This window comes from Streptomyces sp. NPDC001137 (assembly GCF_040298885.1).
In the GTDB taxonomy this organism is placed as follows: Bacteria; Actinomycetota; Actinomycetes; order Streptomycetales; family Streptomycetaceae; genus Streptomyces.
Genome location: NZ_JBEPBA010000010.1, coordinates 38,464 through 53,731 on the forward strand (window position 1 = coordinate 38,464; position 15,268 = coordinate 53,731).

The 15,268-nt window shown below is 72.9% G+C and carries 14 protein-coding genes; 5 read left to right on the forward strand and 9 right to left on the reverse strand.

The window, feature by feature from the left end:
* Nucleotides 1–114: 114 nt before the first annotated feature.
* Genes ABT254_RS21080 through ABT254_RS21100 form a run of 5 tightly spaced genes read right to left on the reverse strand, consistent with a single transcriptional unit; the run spans nucleotide 115 to nucleotide 5,550 of the window.
* Nucleotides 115–912, reverse strand: a complete 798-nt coding sequence (locus ABT254_RS21080; protein ID WP_351472126.1) for a type III pantothenate kinase — start codon at nucleotides 910–912, stop codon at nucleotides 115–117.
* A gap of 9 nt (nucleotides 913–921) precedes the next feature.
* Nucleotides 922–1,899 carry a carboxylating nicotinate-nucleotide diphosphorylase gene (nadC, locus tag ABT254_RS21085; RefSeq protein WP_351472128.1) on the reverse strand — a complete coding sequence of 326 codons (978 nt, stop codon included), beginning with the start codon at nucleotides 1,897–1,899 and terminating at the stop codon, nucleotides 922–924.
* A gap of 5 nt (nucleotides 1,900–1,904) precedes the next feature.
* Nucleotides 1,905–3,626: an L-aspartate oxidase gene (locus ABT254_RS21090; protein WP_351472130.1), complete on the reverse strand. Its 1,722-nt coding sequence runs from the start codon at nucleotides 3,624–3,626 to the stop codon at nucleotides 1,905–1,907.
* Nucleotides 3,623–4,624: a pantoate--beta-alanine ligase gene (panC, locus tag ABT254_RS21095; protein WP_351472132.1), complete on the reverse strand. Its 1,002-nt coding sequence runs from the start codon at nucleotides 4,622–4,624 to the stop codon at nucleotides 3,623–3,625. The genes ABT254_RS21090 and panC overlap by 4 nt, the downstream gene beginning before the upstream one ends.
* A complete protein-coding gene (locus tag ABT254_RS21100) occupies nucleotides 4,621–5,550 on the reverse strand; it encodes a Rossmann-like and DUF2520 domain-containing protein (protein ID WP_344406231.1) in 930 nt (309 codons plus the stop codon). The genes panC and ABT254_RS21100 overlap by 4 nt, the downstream gene beginning before the upstream one ends.
* Nucleotides 5,551–5,735: 185 nt before the next feature.
* On the opposite strand from ABT254_RS21100, the gene ABT254_RS21105 reads away from it, so the two are divergent.
* Both ABT254_RS21105 and ABT254_RS21110 read left to right on the forward strand, forming a co-directional pair.
* Nucleotides 5,736–6,965: a threonine aldolase family protein gene (locus ABT254_RS21105; protein ID WP_351472135.1), complete on the forward strand. Its 1,230-nt coding sequence runs from the start codon at nucleotides 5,736–5,738 to the stop codon at nucleotides 6,963–6,965.
* A 69-nt stretch (nucleotides 6,966–7,034) separates the two neighbouring features.
* Nucleotides 7,035–8,138, forward strand: a complete 1,104-nt coding sequence (locus ABT254_RS21110) for a DUF5937 family protein (RefSeq protein WP_351472138.1) — start codon at nucleotides 7,035–7,037, stop codon at nucleotides 8,136–8,138.
* A gap of 45 nt (nucleotides 8,139–8,183) precedes the next feature.
* Here the strand turns inward: ABT254_RS21110 and ABT254_RS21115 are convergent, their stop codons facing one another.
* From ABT254_RS21115 to ABT254_RS21125, 3 genes are all read right to left on the reverse strand, one after another.
* A complete protein-coding gene (locus ABT254_RS21115; protein WP_351472141.1) occupies nucleotides 8,184–8,816 on the reverse strand; it encodes an AAA family ATPase in 633 nt (210 codons plus the stop codon).
* 50 nt (nucleotides 8,817–8,866) lie between these two features.
* On the reverse strand, nucleotides 8,867–9,538 hold the full coding sequence (locus ABT254_RS21120) for a response regulator transcription factor (RefSeq protein ID WP_351472144.1): 672 nt from the start codon (nucleotides 9,536–9,538) through the stop codon (nucleotides 8,867–8,869).
* A gap of 97 nt (nucleotides 9,539–9,635) precedes the next feature.
* Complete coding sequence (locus ABT254_RS21125; protein ID WP_351472147.1) at nucleotides 9,636–10,835, reverse strand: sensor histidine kinase; 1,200 nt, start codon at nucleotides 10,833–10,835, stop codon at nucleotides 9,636–9,638.
* A 118-nt stretch (nucleotides 10,836–10,953) separates the two neighbouring features.
* Here ABT254_RS21125 and ABT254_RS21130 point away from each other — a divergent pair, with 118 nt between their 5' ends.
* On the forward strand, nucleotides 10,954–11,967 hold the full coding sequence (locus ABT254_RS21130; RefSeq protein ID WP_351472150.1) for an SAM-dependent methyltransferase: 1,014 nt from the start codon (nucleotides 10,954–10,956) through the stop codon (nucleotides 11,965–11,967).
* A gap of 28 nt (nucleotides 11,968–11,995) precedes the next feature.
* Here the strand turns inward: ABT254_RS21130 and ABT254_RS21135 are convergent, their stop codons facing one another.
* Nucleotides 11,996–13,147, reverse strand: a complete 1,152-nt coding sequence (locus tag ABT254_RS21135) for an NADH-quinone oxidoreductase subunit D (RefSeq protein ID WP_351472153.1) — start codon at nucleotides 13,145–13,147, stop codon at nucleotides 11,996–11,998.
* On the opposite strand from ABT254_RS21135, the gene ABT254_RS21140 reads away from it, so the two are divergent.
* The gene (locus ABT254_RS21140; RefSeq protein ID WP_502972010.1) at nucleotides 13,146–13,691 is read left to right on the forward strand and encodes a PH domain-containing protein; all 546 of its coding nucleotides are present in this window, start codon (nucleotides 13,146–13,148) and stop codon (nucleotides 13,689–13,691) included. The genes ABT254_RS21135 and ABT254_RS21140 overlap by 2 nt on opposite strands.
* Nucleotides 13,676–15,025, forward strand: a complete 1,350-nt coding sequence (locus ABT254_RS21145) for a PH domain-containing protein (RefSeq protein ID WP_502972017.1) — start codon at nucleotides 13,676–13,678, stop codon at nucleotides 15,023–15,025. The genes ABT254_RS21140 and ABT254_RS21145 overlap by 16 nt, the downstream gene beginning before the upstream one ends.
* The last annotated feature ends 243 nt before the right edge of the window (nucleotides 15,026–15,268 follow it).

The following is a 15,268-nucleotide window of genomic DNA, read 5'->3' on the forward strand; positions in this document are numbered from 1 at the left end:
TATGGCGTGGGCATGCGGCGACGATACGCGCTAATCAGACAAATTCGACATATTTCGCAATAGGGGGTGGGTGTGGCGTGGCCGAGCCACCCGGTTGCGCCGCGGGGGCCGGACTCACATGCGCGACACGTTCCGCTCGTACACCAGCCGCAGCCCGACCAGGGTCAGCCACGGCTCGTGCTCGTCGATCACCGACGACTCGCCCAGCACCATCGGTGCCAGTCCGCCGGTCGCGATCACCGTCACGTCGTCCGGGTCCTCCGCCAGCTCCCGCGCCATGCGGCTGACGACCCCGTCGACCTGGCCGGCGAACCCGTAGATGATCCCGGACTGCATCGCCTCGACCGTGTTCTTGCCGATCACGCTCCGCGGCCGGGCCACCTCGATCTTCCGCAGCTGCGCGCCGCGGACGCCGAGCGCCTCGACGGAGATCTCGATACCGGGCGCGATCACACCGCCGACGTACTCCCCGCGCGCGGAGACGGCGTCGAACGTCGTCGCCGTGCCGAAGTCCACGACGATCGCCGGGCCGCCGTACAGCTCGACCGCCGCCACCGCGTTGATGATGCGGTCGGCGCCGACCTCCTTGGGGTGGTCGGTCAGGACCGGCACGCCCGTCTTCACGCCCGGCTCCACCAGCACGGCGGGCACGTCGCCGTAGTACCGGCGCGTCACCTCGCGCAGCTCGTGCAGCACGGACGGCACGGTCGCGCAGATCGCGATCCCGTCGATGCCGTCGCCCAGTTCGTCACCGAGCAGCGGGTGCATGCCCATCAGGCCCTGCAGCAGCACCGCCAGCTCGTCCGCCGTCCGGCGTGCGTCCGTGGAGATGCGCCAGTGCTCGACGATGTCGTCCCCGTCGAAGAGCCCGAGGACGGTGTGCGTGTTCCCTACGTCGATCGTCAGCAGCATGGCCGGTACCTACTCCGCCGCTCGCAGGTCGAGGCCGATGTCGAGGATCGGCGAGGAGTGGGTGAGGGCGCCTACGGCGAGGTAGTCGACGCCGGTGTCGGCGTACGCCTTCGCGTTGTCCAGGGTGAGCCGGCCCGACGCCTCCAGGGCCGCGCGGCCGTGCACGAGGGCCACCGCCTCCTCGCACTCACCGGGCGTGAAGTTGTCCAGGAGAATCAGGTCGGCGCCGGCGTCGACGACCTCGCGCAGCTGGTGCAGCGTGTCGACCTCGACCTCGATCGGGACGTCCGGGAAGGCCTCCCGTACGGCCTTGAAGGCCTGTGCGACACCACCCGCGGCGACCACGTGGTTGTCCTTGACCAGTGCGGCGTCCGACAGCGACATGCGGTGGTTGACGCCGCCGCCGCAGCGGACCGCGTACTTCTCCAGGGAGCGCAGGCCCGGGGTCGTCTTCCGGGTGTCACGCACGCGTGCCTTCGTGCCCTCGAGGACGTCCGCCCACGCGCGCGTGGCGGTCGCGATGCCCGACAGACGGCACAGGATGTTGAGCGCGCTGCGCTCGGCGGTGAGCAGGTCCCGCGTGCGTGTGGTGACCGACAGGAGCTTCTGCCCGGCCACCACCCGGTCGCCGTCCTCGACGTGCCGCTCGACCTCGAACTCGTCCGTGCAGACCACCGAGATCACCGCTTCGGCGACCCGGAGGCCCGCCACGACTCCGGCCTCGCGCGCCGTGAAGTCGGCGGTGGCGACGGCCTCCTCGGAGATGGTCGCGACGGTCGTCACGTCCACGCCGTGGTCCAGGTCCTCCTGGATGGCGACATTGGCGATGTCCTCGACCTCCACGGGGTCGAGTCCGGCGTCGGCCAGCAGCCGCGCGAGCGCGGGGTCGAGCCCGCACTCCAGATACTCCGCGTCGGCGTCCGCGCCGCAGGCACAGCCGTCGCCGCAGCCTCCGGACGAGGCGAGGGGAAGGTCGGGGGTGCTCACTTCTGTCACTGCTCCTGGGGACGGTGCTGCCGGCGGGTCGGGGGGAAGTCTGGGGTGTCCGTGGTGTGTACGGCCAGCGTCCGGTCGGGATTCAGCCGTACGACGATGTGGCGCCGCCACGCCGTGTCGTCGCGCTCGGCGCGGTCCTCGCGCCAGTGGCAGCCGCGCGTCTCCTCGCGCAGCAGGGCGGCGGTGACCAGGACGCGGGCCACGCACAGGAGGTTGGTGGCCTCCCAGGTGTCGACGCCGGGCTCGGACGTCTTGCCGTGCTCGTCGAGGGCGTCGCGGGCCTCGGCGTGCAGCTGCTGGAGCTGTTCGGCGGCCTTGGCGAGGGAGTCGGCGGAGCGCAGGACGCCCGCGCCCTCCGTCATGATCCGCTGGATCGCGAAGCGGTCCTCGGGGGCGAGGAGGGGGTGCGCGGGCACCTCGGGGTGCTCGACGGGTTCCGGCACGCGCGCGTGGAGGCCGCTTTCCGCGTGGGCGGCGGCGATGTCCTGCGCGATGCGCTCGGCGTAGACGAGGCCTTCGAGGAGGGAGTTGGAGGCGAGGCGGTTGGCGCCGTGCACGCCGGTGCAGGCGACCTCTCCGCACGCGTACAGGCCGGGGACGGTCGTGCGGCCGTGGGAGTCCGTACGGACGCCGCCGGAGGCGTAGTGAGCCGCCGGGGCGATCGGGATGGGGTCGGTGACCGGGTCGATGCCGTGGGCGCGGCAGGCGGCGAGGATCGTCGGGAAGCGGTGCTCCCACATGTCGGCGCCGAAGTGCCGGGCGTCCAGGAACATGTGTCCGGCGTCCAGCTCCTGCATGCGGCGCATGATGCCCTTGGCGACGATGTCCCGCGGGGCGAGCTCGGCCAGTTCGTGCTGCCCCAGCATGAAGCGCACGCCGTCGGCGTCGACCAGGTGCGCGCCCTCGCCGCGTACGGCCTCGGAGACCAGGGGCTGCTGGCCCTCCGCGTCGGCGCCCAGGAACAGCACGGTGGGGTGGAACTGCACGAACTCCAGGTCGGAGACCTCCGCGCCGGCGCGCAGGGCGAGCGCGACGCCGTCGCCGGTGGAGACCGAGGGGTTGGTGGTGGCGGAGAACACCTGGCCCATGCCGCCGGTCGCGAGGACGACCGCGGGGGCGTGCACGGCGCCCACGCCGTCGTGCTGGCCCTCGCCCATGACGTGCAGGCTCACGCCCGCCGTGCGGCCCTCCGCGTCGGTGAGCAGGTCCAGCACCAGCGCGTTCTCGATCGTGCGCAGTCCACGCGCGTGTACGGCCTCGACGAGCGCCCGGGAGACCTCCGCGCCGGTCGCGTCGCCGCCCGCGTGCGCGATGCGGCGGCGGTGGTGGCCGCCCTCCCGGGTGAGCTGCAGATCGCCCTCCTCGGACTCGTCGAAGTGCGCACCGGTCGCGATGAGGCGGCGCACGGCGTCCGGGCCCTCGGTGACGAGGATGCGTACGGCGTTCTCGTCGCACAGACCCGCACCCGCCACCAGGGTGTCGTCCAGGTGCTGTTCGGGGGTGTCGCCCTCGCCGAGGGCGGCGGCGATGCCGCCCTGCGCCCAGCGGGTGGAGCCGTCATCGAGGCGGGCCTTGGTGACGACGACCGTCCTCAGGCCGGCGGCCTCGCAGCGCAGCGCGGCGGTCAGGCCGGCGACGCCGGAGCCGACGACCACGACGTCCGCGGCGATGGACCACCCTGGGGCGGGCGCGTGCGGTCGTATGCCTGTGCTGGTCACGAGGCGGCTCCGGGGGTTCCGAATACGAGTGGGATGTTGTCGATCAGCCGGGTCGTCCCGACCCGGGCGGCGACGGCGAGGACGGCCTCGCCGGTGAAGTCGTCGTCGATCTCGGTGAAGTCCGACGGGTCGACGAGGGCCAGGTAGTCCAGTTCGAGCGGCGGCGTGAGCCGCGCCGCGTCGTCGAGGATCAGCCGGGCGGCCGCGCGGACGGCCGTCGGGGCGCCCGGGAGCGCCTTCGCGACGGCATGCGCGTCGGCGGCCGCGCGGGACTCCCCTATGGCGCTGAGCGCCTCGGCACGCGCCTGCGTGGCGGGCACTTCGCGGGCCCGCGCGCGCAGCGCCTCCTGGGCCGCGTGCCGGTCGCTGCCCGCGAACAGCGCGCGGGAGAGGCTGAGCGCCGTGCGCCGCTGCTCGGGCGAGAGGTAGCGGTTGCGGCTGGAGAGGGCGAGGCCGTCCTCCTCGCGCACGGTGGGCACGCCGACGATCTCGACGCCGAAGTTCAGGTCCCGCACCATGCGGCGGATCAGGGCGAGCTGCTGGGCGTCCTTCTGGCCGTACAGGGCGAGGTCGGGGCGGGTGAGGTGGAGCAGCTTGGCGACGACGGTGAGCATGCCGTCGAAGTGCCCCGGGCGCGAGGCGCCCTCCAGGCGCGTCCCCATCGGGCCCGCGCTGATGCGGACCTGGGGCTCGCCGCCGGGGTAGACCTCGTCCACGGAGGGCGCGAACACCACGTCGGCGCCCGCGAGTCCGGCGAGCTTGACGTCGGCGTCCAGGGTGCGCGGGTAGCGGTCGAGGTCCTCGCCCGCGCCGAACTGCAGGGGGTTGACGAAGACGGTGACGACGACCTCGCCCTCCGGCCCGGCGAGTTCGCGCGCGGTGCGGATCAGCGTGGCGTGGCCCTCGTGCAGGGCGCCCATGGTCATCACCACGGCGCGACGGCCGGTACGCGTGCGTGCGTGCAGTTCGTCGGCGGTGCGCAGCAGGGTGGTGGTCATCGGGCGTCTCCCTCGGCGCCGTTGGTCCCGGTGGCGAGCACCCCGAGGAGGTCCTCGGCGAGCTCCGGCTTCAGCAGCCCGTGGGCGAGTGCGCGGTCGGCGGTCGCGCGGGCCATCGCCAGATAGCCGGCGACGGTCTGCGGGGCGTGCTTGCGCAGCTCCGCGACGTGGGCGGCGACCGTGCCGGCGTCCCCGCGCGCGACGGGGCCGGTCAGGGCCGCGTCGCCGGAGCGCAGGGCGTTGTCGAGCGCCGCGCCGAGCAGGGGGCCGAGCATCCGGTCGGGGGCCGCGACGCCCGCCTCGCGCAGCAGCTCCATGGACTGGGCGACCAGCGTGACCAGGTGGTTCGCGCCGAGCGCGAGCGCCGCGTGGTACAGCGGGCGCATCTCCTCGGCGATCCACTCCGGTTCGCCGCCCATCTCGATCACGAGGGCCTCGGCGGCCAGCCGCAGCTCCTCGGGCGCCGTGACCCCGAAGGAGCACCCGGCGAGGCGCTGGACGTCCACGGGGGTGCCGGTGAACGTCATCGCGGGGTGCAGGGCCAGCGGGAGCGCGCCCGCGCGCAGGGCGGGGTCGAGCACCTTCGCGCCGTAGCGCCCGGAGGTGTGCACGAGCAGCTGCCCCGGCCGTACGGCACCGGTCTCGGCGAGCCCCTCCACCAGGCCGGGCAGGGTGTCGTCCGGGACGGTCAGCAGGACCAGGTCGGCGCGCTCCAGGACCTCGGCGGGCGGCACCAGCGGCACGTCGGGCAGCAGCTGCGCGGCGCGCCTCCTGGAGGCGTCGGAGACTCCGGAGACGGCCACCGGACGGTGCCCGGCGAGCTGGAGGGACGCGGCCAGTGCGGGGCCCACGCGGCCGGCGCCGACGACGCCTACGGTGAGCCGCGCGGGACGGTCCCTGGGGTCTGGCTGTTGGCTTGTACTCACGCGACGGCGGCCTTCCCGTTCCAGTCCGCTCCGGGTACCGGACGATTTCTCGTCATGTTAACGCGATCGGTTCGAAGGGCGTCCGGTTGTCCACAGGCTGTGGGTTACGCCACGGCGTCGGCCTACGGGAAAGCCTGTGGAAATCCGAGTGCCCGCCCAGACCTGCGACAGGCATGATCCGGGGCATGAGCGATGCGGCGCAGCAGGTCGAGCGGCACTCCGACCCGACACCGGACGAAGGCCGGATATCAGACGAAGAGCGGCGCAAGCGACGCCGTGAGCGGCGCACCGGCGCGTATCGGAGCGCGGAACGCGTCCTCGCGCGCCCGGGTTTCCTGGGCACGCTCCGGGAGCGCCTGGCGCTGCTGGACGGCGCGCAGGATCTGTACGACCTGGACGAACCGGCGGACATCTACGGCAACGGCATCGTCGAGGCCCTGGAGGAGAAGGTCGCGGGACTGCTCGGCAAGGAGGCCGCCGCGTTCTTCCCGACGGGCACCATGGCCCAGCAGGTGGCGCTGCGCTGCTGGGCGGGCCGCACCGGCAACCCGACCGTCGCCCTGCACGCACTGGCCCACCCCGAGGTGCATGAGCGGAACGCGTTCAGCCAGGTCAGCGGGTTGCGCCCGGTCCGGGTGACGAGCGGGTCCCGGCTGCCGACCGCCGAGGAGGTACGCGACTTCGAGGAGCCCTTCGGGGCGCTGATGCTCGAACTGCCCCTCAGGGACGCCGGTTTCGTGCTGCCGTCCTGGGAGGAGCTCACCGAGGTCGTGGCGGCCGCCCGCGACAGGGACGCCGTCGTGCACTTCGACGGCGCACGCCTGTGGGAGTCCACCGTCCACTTCGGCCGCCCCCTGGACGAGATCGCGGAACTCGCGGACAGCCTCTACGTGTCCTTCTACAAGTCCCTCAACGGCTTCGGCGGCGCGGCGCTCGCGGGCCCGAAGACCCTCGTCGAGGAGGCGAAGACCTGGCGGCACCGGTACGGCGGCCAGATCTTCCAGCAGTTCCCGACGGTGCTGTCGGCCCTCGCGGGGCTGGAGCGGGAACTGCCGCGGCTGCCCGAGTACGTCGCCCACGCGCGCGTGGTCGCCGCCGCGCTGCGCGAGGGGTTCGCGGAGGCCGGCGTGCCCTGGATGCACGTCCACCCCGAGGTGCCGCACACCAACGAGTTCCAGGTCTGGCTGCCGTACGACGCCGGCGTCCTCGCGGAGGCCGCCGTCCGGCACGGAGAGGAGACGGGCACCCTCCTGTTCGCGGCCGACTGGGATCCGAAGGGCCCGGGCCTGGCCTTCACCGAGGTGTACGTCCGGGCCGCGGGCCTGGAGTGGACGGCCGACGACGTGAAGACGGCGGTCGCGGAGTTCGTGTCCCGGCTCGAGGAGGAGGCCGGCAAGGCGGAACCGCTGCAGTGAAGTCGCGTCGATTGACGGCCGCCGTCAATCGACGCCGGCGTTGTCAGTGCCGGGGTGCACCATGAGGTCATGAGCGTGCACATCGACATCGCGGGGCTGCGGCCGGAGAGGGTCGCCGTGGTCCCCTCGCCCCTGGCCGAGCTCGGCATGGCGCTGCACGCGCTGTCCGAGCCGGGACACCATCCCGGCCTGCAGGGGTGGGTGACGGGGGTGACGGCCCGGCTCGACTCCCATCTCGCGGACCGGATGTGCGAGGCGGACTTCCTGTGGCGGACGACGTTCTCGGACCTGTTCCTGCCCTGTGCGGGCATCCCGGGCGGTACCGCACTCCCCGGGGCCACGCTCGCCGAGGAGCTGGACCTGCTGGACAAGCTGACGGACGAGCAGTTCGTGGACGCGGCCCTGGAGTTCAGCTGCGCGATGCCCCACGGCGACGGGCCCGGCCCGCTCGTCGACGCCGGGCTGCGCCGCCGCGCCCTTGAGCTGGCCGCCGCGCGGGGTCCGGGGCAGGTGCGCTTCAGCGAGCTGCTGCTGACCGACCCGCCCAGGATCCGGCGCTGGCTGCGCCAGTTCCTCCAGGACTGCGACGAGGCGTTCTTCGCGGAGGCCTGGTCCCGGCTGCGCCACCAGCTCACGGCGGACGCCCGCCACAAGACCGACCTGCTGCGCCGCAAGGGCCTGGCGGAGGCGCTGGCGGCCGTGTCGCCGGTGGTCACGCTCGACGAGGCCGCCGAGCGGATCACGGTCGACAAGCTGAGCGTGGGCGGTACCGCCACGCGGGACGGCGGCCTCCTCCTCGTCCCGACCAGCTTCGGCTGGCCCCACCTGTCCGTTCTGTACCGGCACGGCTGGCAGCCGGTGCTGCACTACCCGGTCGGCTCCCCCGAACTCGCCGCCCCGCCCTCCGTCGAGCAGCTGGCGCTGCGCATGACGGCCCTGTCCCACCCCGTCCGCATGCGCATCTGCCGCTATCTGGCCCGCAGCGCCCACACCACGAGCGAGCTGGCGCAGACGCAGGGGATGACGGCCCCGGAGATATCCCGCCATCTGAGCGTCCTGAAGAAGGCGGGCCTGATCACCACGCGCCGCCGTGGCCGGTACGTCCAGCACCAGCTGGACATAGCGGTCGTGGCCCGGCTCGGCAGCGACTTCCTGGAAGGGATACTCCGCTAGGGCCTGCCCCGGCGGAGCGCCGGCAGCACTTCGTCCGGAGGGCAGTCAGTCGAATCGGATGTGCCGGATTCCCACCCGCAGCTGCCGCATCCGCGTCCTGAGCGTGCCCTCGTTGTTCGGCCGGAGCCTCAGTCCGGCCAGTACGGCGATGCGGTCCGCCGTCTTCGGCACGGTCGAGTGGTCCGTCCACAGGTGTTCGGCGAACTCCGGCTCCTGCAACCGTTCCAGGCAGTGGTCGAGCTGCTGCACGGCCCAGGTCTCCCGGCCCAGACCGGAGTTCTTCCCGGTGACGTACCGAAGGAGGTGTCCGAAACCGCGTTCGCGCAACCGCTTGAGGACCGTCTCGCGCTGAGCAAGGAGAGTGAAGTGGCGTACGTCATGGCCGAGTTCACGCAGCCGGCCGACGGTCTCCTCGAAGCAGACCGGATCGGTGACCGTCATGGGTGCGATCACGACCCCTTCCCGTTTGGTGAGGGCGAGGTCGAGCACCTCGACGACGCCCTGCCGCCAGGAGGCCAGGTCCTGGAAGTCGCCGCGCAGTTCGGGCGGCAGCATCCGGCGCAGACCGAAACCGGGGTGCTCGGGGTCGCAGATGACGCTGCCGGGCAGGCGCCGCTGGATCTCGTGTGCGGTCTGTGTCTTGCCGCCGCCGAACGGGCCGTTGATCCACAGGAGCATGCGCAGACCCTAGTGGGCGCCGGTTACGCGGGAATCACGCGCCCTGCGGCTCAGCCGTGCCCGCCCGCGCGCACCAGACCCGTCTCGTACGCCAGGACCACCACCTGCACCCGGTCCCGGAGCCCCAACTTGGTGAGGATGCGGCCCACATGGGTCTTCACGGTCGCCTCGGACAGCACCAGCCGGGCCGCGATCTCGCCGTTGGACAGGCCCTGTGCGACCAGGATCATGACCTCGCGCTCGCGCTCGGTGAGCCGCTCCAGCTCCTTGTGCTGGGGCTCCTTCCCGACGCTCGGCAGCATCGGCGCGAACCGGTCGAGCAGGCGCCGCGTGGTCGAGGGGGCCACCACCGCGTCGCCGCTGTGCACGGCTCGGATGGCGGCGAGGAGCTCCCCGGGCGGCACGTCCTTGAGCATGAAGCCGGAGGCGCCCGCCTTCAGCCCCGAGAAGGCGTACTCGTCGAGGTCGAAGGTGGTCAGGATCAGCACCTTCGGCGGGTCGGGCTCCGAGCAGATGCGGCGGGTGGCCTCCACGCCGTCCAGTTTCGGCATGCGCACATCCATGAGCACCACGTCGACGGCGGTCGCGCGCAGCACCTGGAGGGCCTCGACGCCGTCCCCCGCCTCCGCGACGACCTCCATGTCCGGCTGGGCGGCGAGCACCATCCGGAACCCGGTGCGCAGCAGCACCTGGTCGTCGACGAGCATCACGCGGATCGTCATCGGGACCTCTTCCGTTCTCATCCGTTGCGGCGGTTTCCGTTTGCGGCGGTTGCTGTCCGCGGGGGCATCAGGTGTCAACGAGGGGCGTACGCAGGCGTCAGTGTGCGGGTTTCAGCGGGAGCAGCGCACTGATCCGGAATCCGCCGCCGGGGCGCGGCCCCGCGTCCAGGGTGCCGCCGACCATACCGACCCGTTCGCGCATACCGATCAGGCCGTGGCCCTGACCGTCGGCGCCGCCCTCCTCGTACAGCTCGTGCGGGGCGCCCTTGCCGTCGTCCTCGACGAGCAGGCCGAGGCCGTCGTCGAAGTAGACCAGGCGCACACTGGCGCCCGCGTTCGGGCCGCCGTGCTTGCGCGTGTTGGTCAGCGCCTCCTGCACGATGCGGTACGCGGTGAGCTCGACGCCGCTGGGCAGCGGGCGCGGGGTGCCCTCGACCTTGAAGTCGACGGGCAGGCCGGAGGTGCGGCACTGCTCGATCAGCTCGTCGATCTGGTCGACGTCGGGCTGCGGAACGTACTCGCCGCCCTCCTGGTGCTCGCCGGTGCGCAGTACGCCGAGCAGGCGGCGCATCTCGGCGAGGGCCTGGCGGCCGGTGGAGGAGATGGTCTCCAGGGCCTTCTTGGCCTGGTCGGGGGCGGCGTCCAGGACGTAGGCGGCGCCGTCGGCCTGTACCACCATCACCGAGACGTTGTGCGCCACGACGTCGTGCAACTCGCGGGCGATCCGGGCGCGTTCGGCCGCGACGGCGACCTTGGCCTGTGCCTCCCGCTCCTTCTCCAGCCGGGCGTTGCGCTCCTCCAGCTGCGCGAAGTAGGCGCGGCGGGTGCGGATGGAGTCGCCGAGCACCCAGGCGAGGGCGAAGGGCACGGTCAGGAAGACCGCCTTCGCGCCGTTGCCCAGCGCGCTCCCGTCCTGCGGCCAGCGCAGCTGCGCCATCGGCGCCGCACACAGCCCCATGGCCAGCGCGAGCCGGGAGGCCCATCGGGTGCCCGTCGTGGCCACCGTGTAGACGATCACCAGCATCGCGAAGTCGGCGGCCATCGTCTGGACGTTCAGCGCCAGCTGCGTCACGCCGAGCCCGATCGTCAGCAGCAGCATCTTCTCCGGCGTGCGCCGGCGCAGCGCGATCACCAGGCACAGCAGCAGCGCGATCGGAACGATCAGCGCCGGGTTGTCGGTGCCCCGGACCGCCGAACTGGAGGTCCCGCTCAGCAGCGAGATCCCGAACAGGAAGACGGCCCAGAAGGAGTCGACCCCTGTCGGGTGTCTGCGGAGGAAGTCATAGAGGCGCTGCACGTAACCCAGCGTAGGGAAGCGAGATGCGTGCAGGGGTCAACCGGAGGACCGATCCGCGCCCGGCGCACATACTCCCCAAGGTGGAGGCCCCCCTCTCCTGCGCGCTTAGCCTGGCCTGGTGACGGAAGAGACATCGGGCCGGTGGCAGGGCTGGCAGGCCGCGGCGGAGGCGGCTCTGTACGGGCCCGGCGGGTTCTATCGCAGGCCGGAGGGGCCGGCCGGGCACTTCCGTACGTCCGTGCACGCGTCACCGCTGTTCGCCGAGGCGGTGGCACGGCTGCTGTGCCGGGTCGACGAGGCGCTGGGGCGGCCCGGCACGCTGGCCTTCGTCGACATGGCGGCGGGCCGGGGCGAGCTGGCCGGCGGTGTGCTGGCCGCGCTGCCCGCCGAGGTGGCGGCACGCACGCGTGCGTACGCCGTCGAGATCGCCGGCCGCCCGGCGGGCCTCGACGACCGGATCGAGTGGCTCGGCGAACCGCCACAGCAGGTCACCGGGCTCCTGTTCGCCAACGAGTGGCTGGACAACGTGCCCGTGGACGTCGCCGAGGTGGACGCGGAGGGCGTGGCGCGGCAGGTGCTCGTACGGCAGGACGGGGCCGAAAGGCTCGGGGCGCCGGTCGGCGGTGCCGAAGCGGAGTGGCTCGCCCGGTGGTGGCCGCTGCCGGCCGAGGAGGGACTGCGGGCCGAGATCGGGCTCCCCCGGGACGAGGCCTGGGCGACCGCGGTCTCCTCCCTCGACCGGGGGCTCGCGGTCGCCGTCGACTACGCGCACATCCTGGACGCGCGCCCCCCGTTCGGCACGCTCACCGGCTTCCGCGCGGGGCGCGAGACGGCGCCCGTGCCGGACGGGTCGTGCGACATCACGGCACATGTCGCACTGGACGCGTGCGCGGCGCACGGGTCGGCGCGGACACCCTCCGGCGCGCGCCTCCTGCCGCAGCGCGATGCCCTGCGCGCCCTGGGCATCACCGGCGCGCGCCCCCCGCTCGCACTCGCATCCAGCGAGCCCGCCGCATACGTACGAGCCCTCGCGAGCGCCGGTGAAGCCGCCGAACTCACCGCCCCGGGCGGCCTCGGCGACTTCGGCTGGCTGCTGCAGCCGGTGGGAATCCCGGACCCGCTCGCCGGCTGACCGCGCCGGGCCCGGGGTCCGGGCCGCACTACTTGTCGATGTCCCCGACCACGAAGAACAGCGACCCCAGGATCGCCACCATGTCCGCGACCAGCGTCCCCGGCAGGAGTTCGACGAGCGCCTGGATGTTGTTGTACGAGGCCGAGCGCAGCTTCAGCCGGTACGGGGTCTTCTCGCCCTTGCTGACGAGGTAGTAGCCGTTGATGCCGAGCGGGTTCTCGGTCCACGCGTAGGTGTGCCCCTCGGGCGCCTTCAGGACCTTGGGGAGCCGCTGGTTGATCGGCCCCGGCGGCAGCTCGGCGAGCCGGTCGAGGCAGGCGTCGGCGAGGCCGAGGGCGACATGGGTCTGCTCCAGGAGCACCTCGAAGCGGGCGAGGCAGTCGCCCTCCTGCCGGGTGACGACCTTCAGGGTGTCCTGCAGCTCGCCGTACGCGAGATACGGCTCGTCCCGGCGCAGGTCGAAGTCGACGCCCGAGGCGCGCGCGATCGGCCCGCTCACGCCGTAGGCGTGCACCGTCTCGGGCGCCAGCGCGCCCACGCCCCGCGTGCGCCCCCTGAAGATCTCGTTGCCGAGCACCAGGTCGTCGTAGACGTCCATGCGCGAGCGGACGGCGGCGACGGCGGCACGCGCGCGCGTGGCCCAGCCCGCGGGCAGGTCCTCCTTGAGGCCGCCGACGCGGTTGAACATGTAGTGCATACGGCCGCCGGAGACCTCCTCCATGACGTTCTGGAGGACCTCCCGCTCCCGGAAGGCGTAGAAGACCGGGGTGATGCCGCCCAGCTCCAGCGGGTACGAGCCCAGGAACATCAGGTGGTTGAGCACCCGGTTGAGCTCCGCGAGCAGCGTGCGCGTCCACACCGCGCGCGTGGGCACCTCCATGCCGAGCATGCGCTCCACCGCGAGGACCACACCGAGCTCGTTCGAGAAGGCCGACAGCCAGTCGTGGCGGTTGGCGAGCATGATGATCTGGCGGTAGTCGCGCGCCTCGAACAGCTTCTCCGCGCCGCGGTGCATGTACCCGATGACCGGCTCGGCGTGCGTGATGCGCTCGCCGTCCAGCACCAGGCGCAACCGCAGCACGCCGTGCGTGGACGGGTGCTGCGGTCCGATGTTGAGCACCATGTCGGTGCTCTCCGCGGCGCCGCCGATACCGACCATGGTCTCCGTCGTAGGAGTCATGGAGTCAGTCTCTCCTACGTACGCTGACCGTATGGAGACGGGGAGCCCGCAAAGTACGGGGACGACGGGGGACGAATCGGCGGAGCCGGTGTGGATCGGGCTGCCGCCCGGGCTGCTGCGGATGCGCCGGCTGTTGCTGGTGGTGTGGCTGGGGCTGCTGGCCCTCGCCCTGGGCCTGCTGCTCGGGCTGCTCGCGGGGCCCGGCTGGGCCGCCCTCGCGCTGCTGCCGCTCGCGCCGGCGGCCTGGGGCTGGGTGCTGCTCGGCCGCAACTGGCGCTCCTGGCGGTACGCCGAGCGCGCCGACGACCTGCTGATCAGCCGGGGCGTGCTGTGGCGCGAGGAGACCGTCGTGCCGTACGGGCGGATGCAGCTGGTCGAGGTGACCTCGGGGCCCGTCGAGCGGCACTTCGGGCTGGCCAGCGTGCAGCTGCACACGGCGGCCGCGGCGACCGACGCGACCATCCCGGGCCTGGACCCGGCCGAGGCGGAGCGGCTGCGGGACCGGCTCACCGAGCTCGGCGAGGCCCGATCGGCGGGTCTGTGACCGCGCCGGGCGTCGACGACGCCGTAGCCGCGAAGGAACCCGTCACCGAGCGGCGGCTGCATCCCGTGACGCCTTTCAGGCGGGCGTGGGCGCCGGTGGCCGTGGTCATCGGATGGGCCCTGCACGATCCCGACCAGGCGCAGCAGCAGCTGACCCGGCTGACCACCACGACCCTCCTGGCAGCACTCGCCGTCCTCGTCCCGGCCGCCTCCCTGTACGGCTTTCTGACCTGGTGGTTCACGCACTTCGCGGTGACCGAGACCGAGCTGCGGATACGGACCGGCCTGCTGTTCCGGCGCACGGCGCACATCCGGCTGGAACGCATCCAGGCCGTCGACGTCACCCAGCCGCTCCTCGCGCGCGTGGCGGGCGTCGCCAAGCTCAAACTCGATGTCGTCGGGACCGACAAGAAGGACGAGCTCTCCTTCCTGGGGGAGCGCGAGGCGCGTGCGCTGCGCGCGGAACTGCTCGCGCGCGCCGCCGGGTTCGCGCCCGAGACCGCGCACGAGATCGGTGAGGCGCCGGCGCGCGAGCTGTTGCGCACGCCGCCGCGCGACCTCGCGATCTCCGTCCTGCTGACGGGCGCCACCTGGGGCTCCCTGGCGGCCGCGCTCGTCGTCCCGCCGGTGCTCTGGCTGGCCACCCACAGCGTGTGGACGGTCCTCGCGACCGGCCTGCCACTGCTGGGCGCGGCGGGCGCGAGCAGCGCGGGGCGGTTCGTCGGCGAGTACGACTGGACGGTGGGCGAGTCACCGGACGGGCTGCGCATCGACCACGGGCTCCTCGACCGTACGCACGAGACGGTGCCGCCCGGCCGGGTGCAGACCGTGCGGATCATGGAGCCGTTGCTGTGGCGGCGGCTCGGCTGGGTGCGGGTGGAGCTGGATGTGGCCGGTTCGTCCAACTCCGTGCTGGTGCCGGTCGCTCCGCGAGCGGTCGCCGAGACGGTCGTCGCGCGCGTGCTGCCCGGGGTGACGGTGCCGCCCGCCGAGGCGCTGTCACGGCCGCCTCGGCGGGCGGGGCGGTGTCTGCCGGTGTGGTGGCGGGGCCGGGCAATCGCCGTCACCGACACGGTGTTCGCCGCCCGGCACGGCCTGCTCCGCCGGAGCCTGGCGCTCGTACCGCATGCGAAGGTGCAGAGCGTGCGGCTGGTCCAGGGCCCCTGGAAGCGGCTGTGGCGGCTCGCCGACGTCCATGTGGACACGGGAGCCGACAAGACCGTCACAGCCAGGCTGAGGGACGCCCAGGAGGCGGCGGAACTCCTGCGAGGACAGGCCGAACGCTCACGGACCGGCCGACGGGACGCACTGCCGGACCGCTGGATGGCGTCGTAGGGCGATGACCGGACGGCGGCTCGCGGCTGGCCCAGCGGGCCTGGAAACGGCTGTGGCAGCCCGCTGAACGACAAGACCGCGACAGCAGGCAATGAGCCGGCGGAGCGCAGCGAAAGCCGGAGCCCGGGAATCCCGGAGCCCGGGAATCCCGGAGCCCAGGAATTCAAGAGCCCGGGAAGCGAGGATCCCGGGAAAGCGAGGGCCCCGGGCAAACGAGGGCCCCGGGCCGTAAGAAATCGCCCG

Bases quoted from the DNA above. Each gene is read 5' to 3' on its own strand.
- ABT254_RS21080 (WP_351472126.1), bottom strand. From the start codon at position 912: ATGCTGCTGACGATCGACGTAGGGAACACGCACACCGTCCTCGGGCTC.
- ABT254_RS21105 (WP_351472135.1), top strand. From the start codon at position 5,736: ATGAGCGATGCGGCGCAGCAGGTCGAGCGGCACTCCGACCCGACACCG.
- ABT254_RS21140 (WP_502972010.1), top strand. From the start codon at position 13,146: ATGGAGTCAGTCTCTCCTACGTACGCTGACCGTATGGAGACGGGGAGC.
- ABT254_RS21110 (WP_351472138.1), top strand. From the start codon at position 7,035: ATGAGCGTGCACATCGACATCGCGGGGCTGCGGCCGGAGAGGGTCGCC.
- ABT254_RS21135 (WP_351472153.1), bottom strand. From the start codon at position 13,147: ATGACTCCTACGACGGAGACCATGGTCGGTATCGGCGGCGCCGCGGAG.
- ABT254_RS21115 (WP_351472141.1), bottom strand. From the start codon at position 8,816: ATGCTCCTGTGGATCAACGGCCCGTTCGGCGGCGGCAAGACACAGACC.
- panC (WP_351472132.1), bottom strand. From the start codon at position 4,624: ATGACCACCACCCTGCTGCGCACCGCCGACGAACTGCACGCACGCACG.
- ABT254_RS21120 (WP_351472144.1), bottom strand. From the start codon at position 9,538: ATGACGATCCGCGTGATGCTCGTCGACGACCAGGTGCTGCTGCGCACC.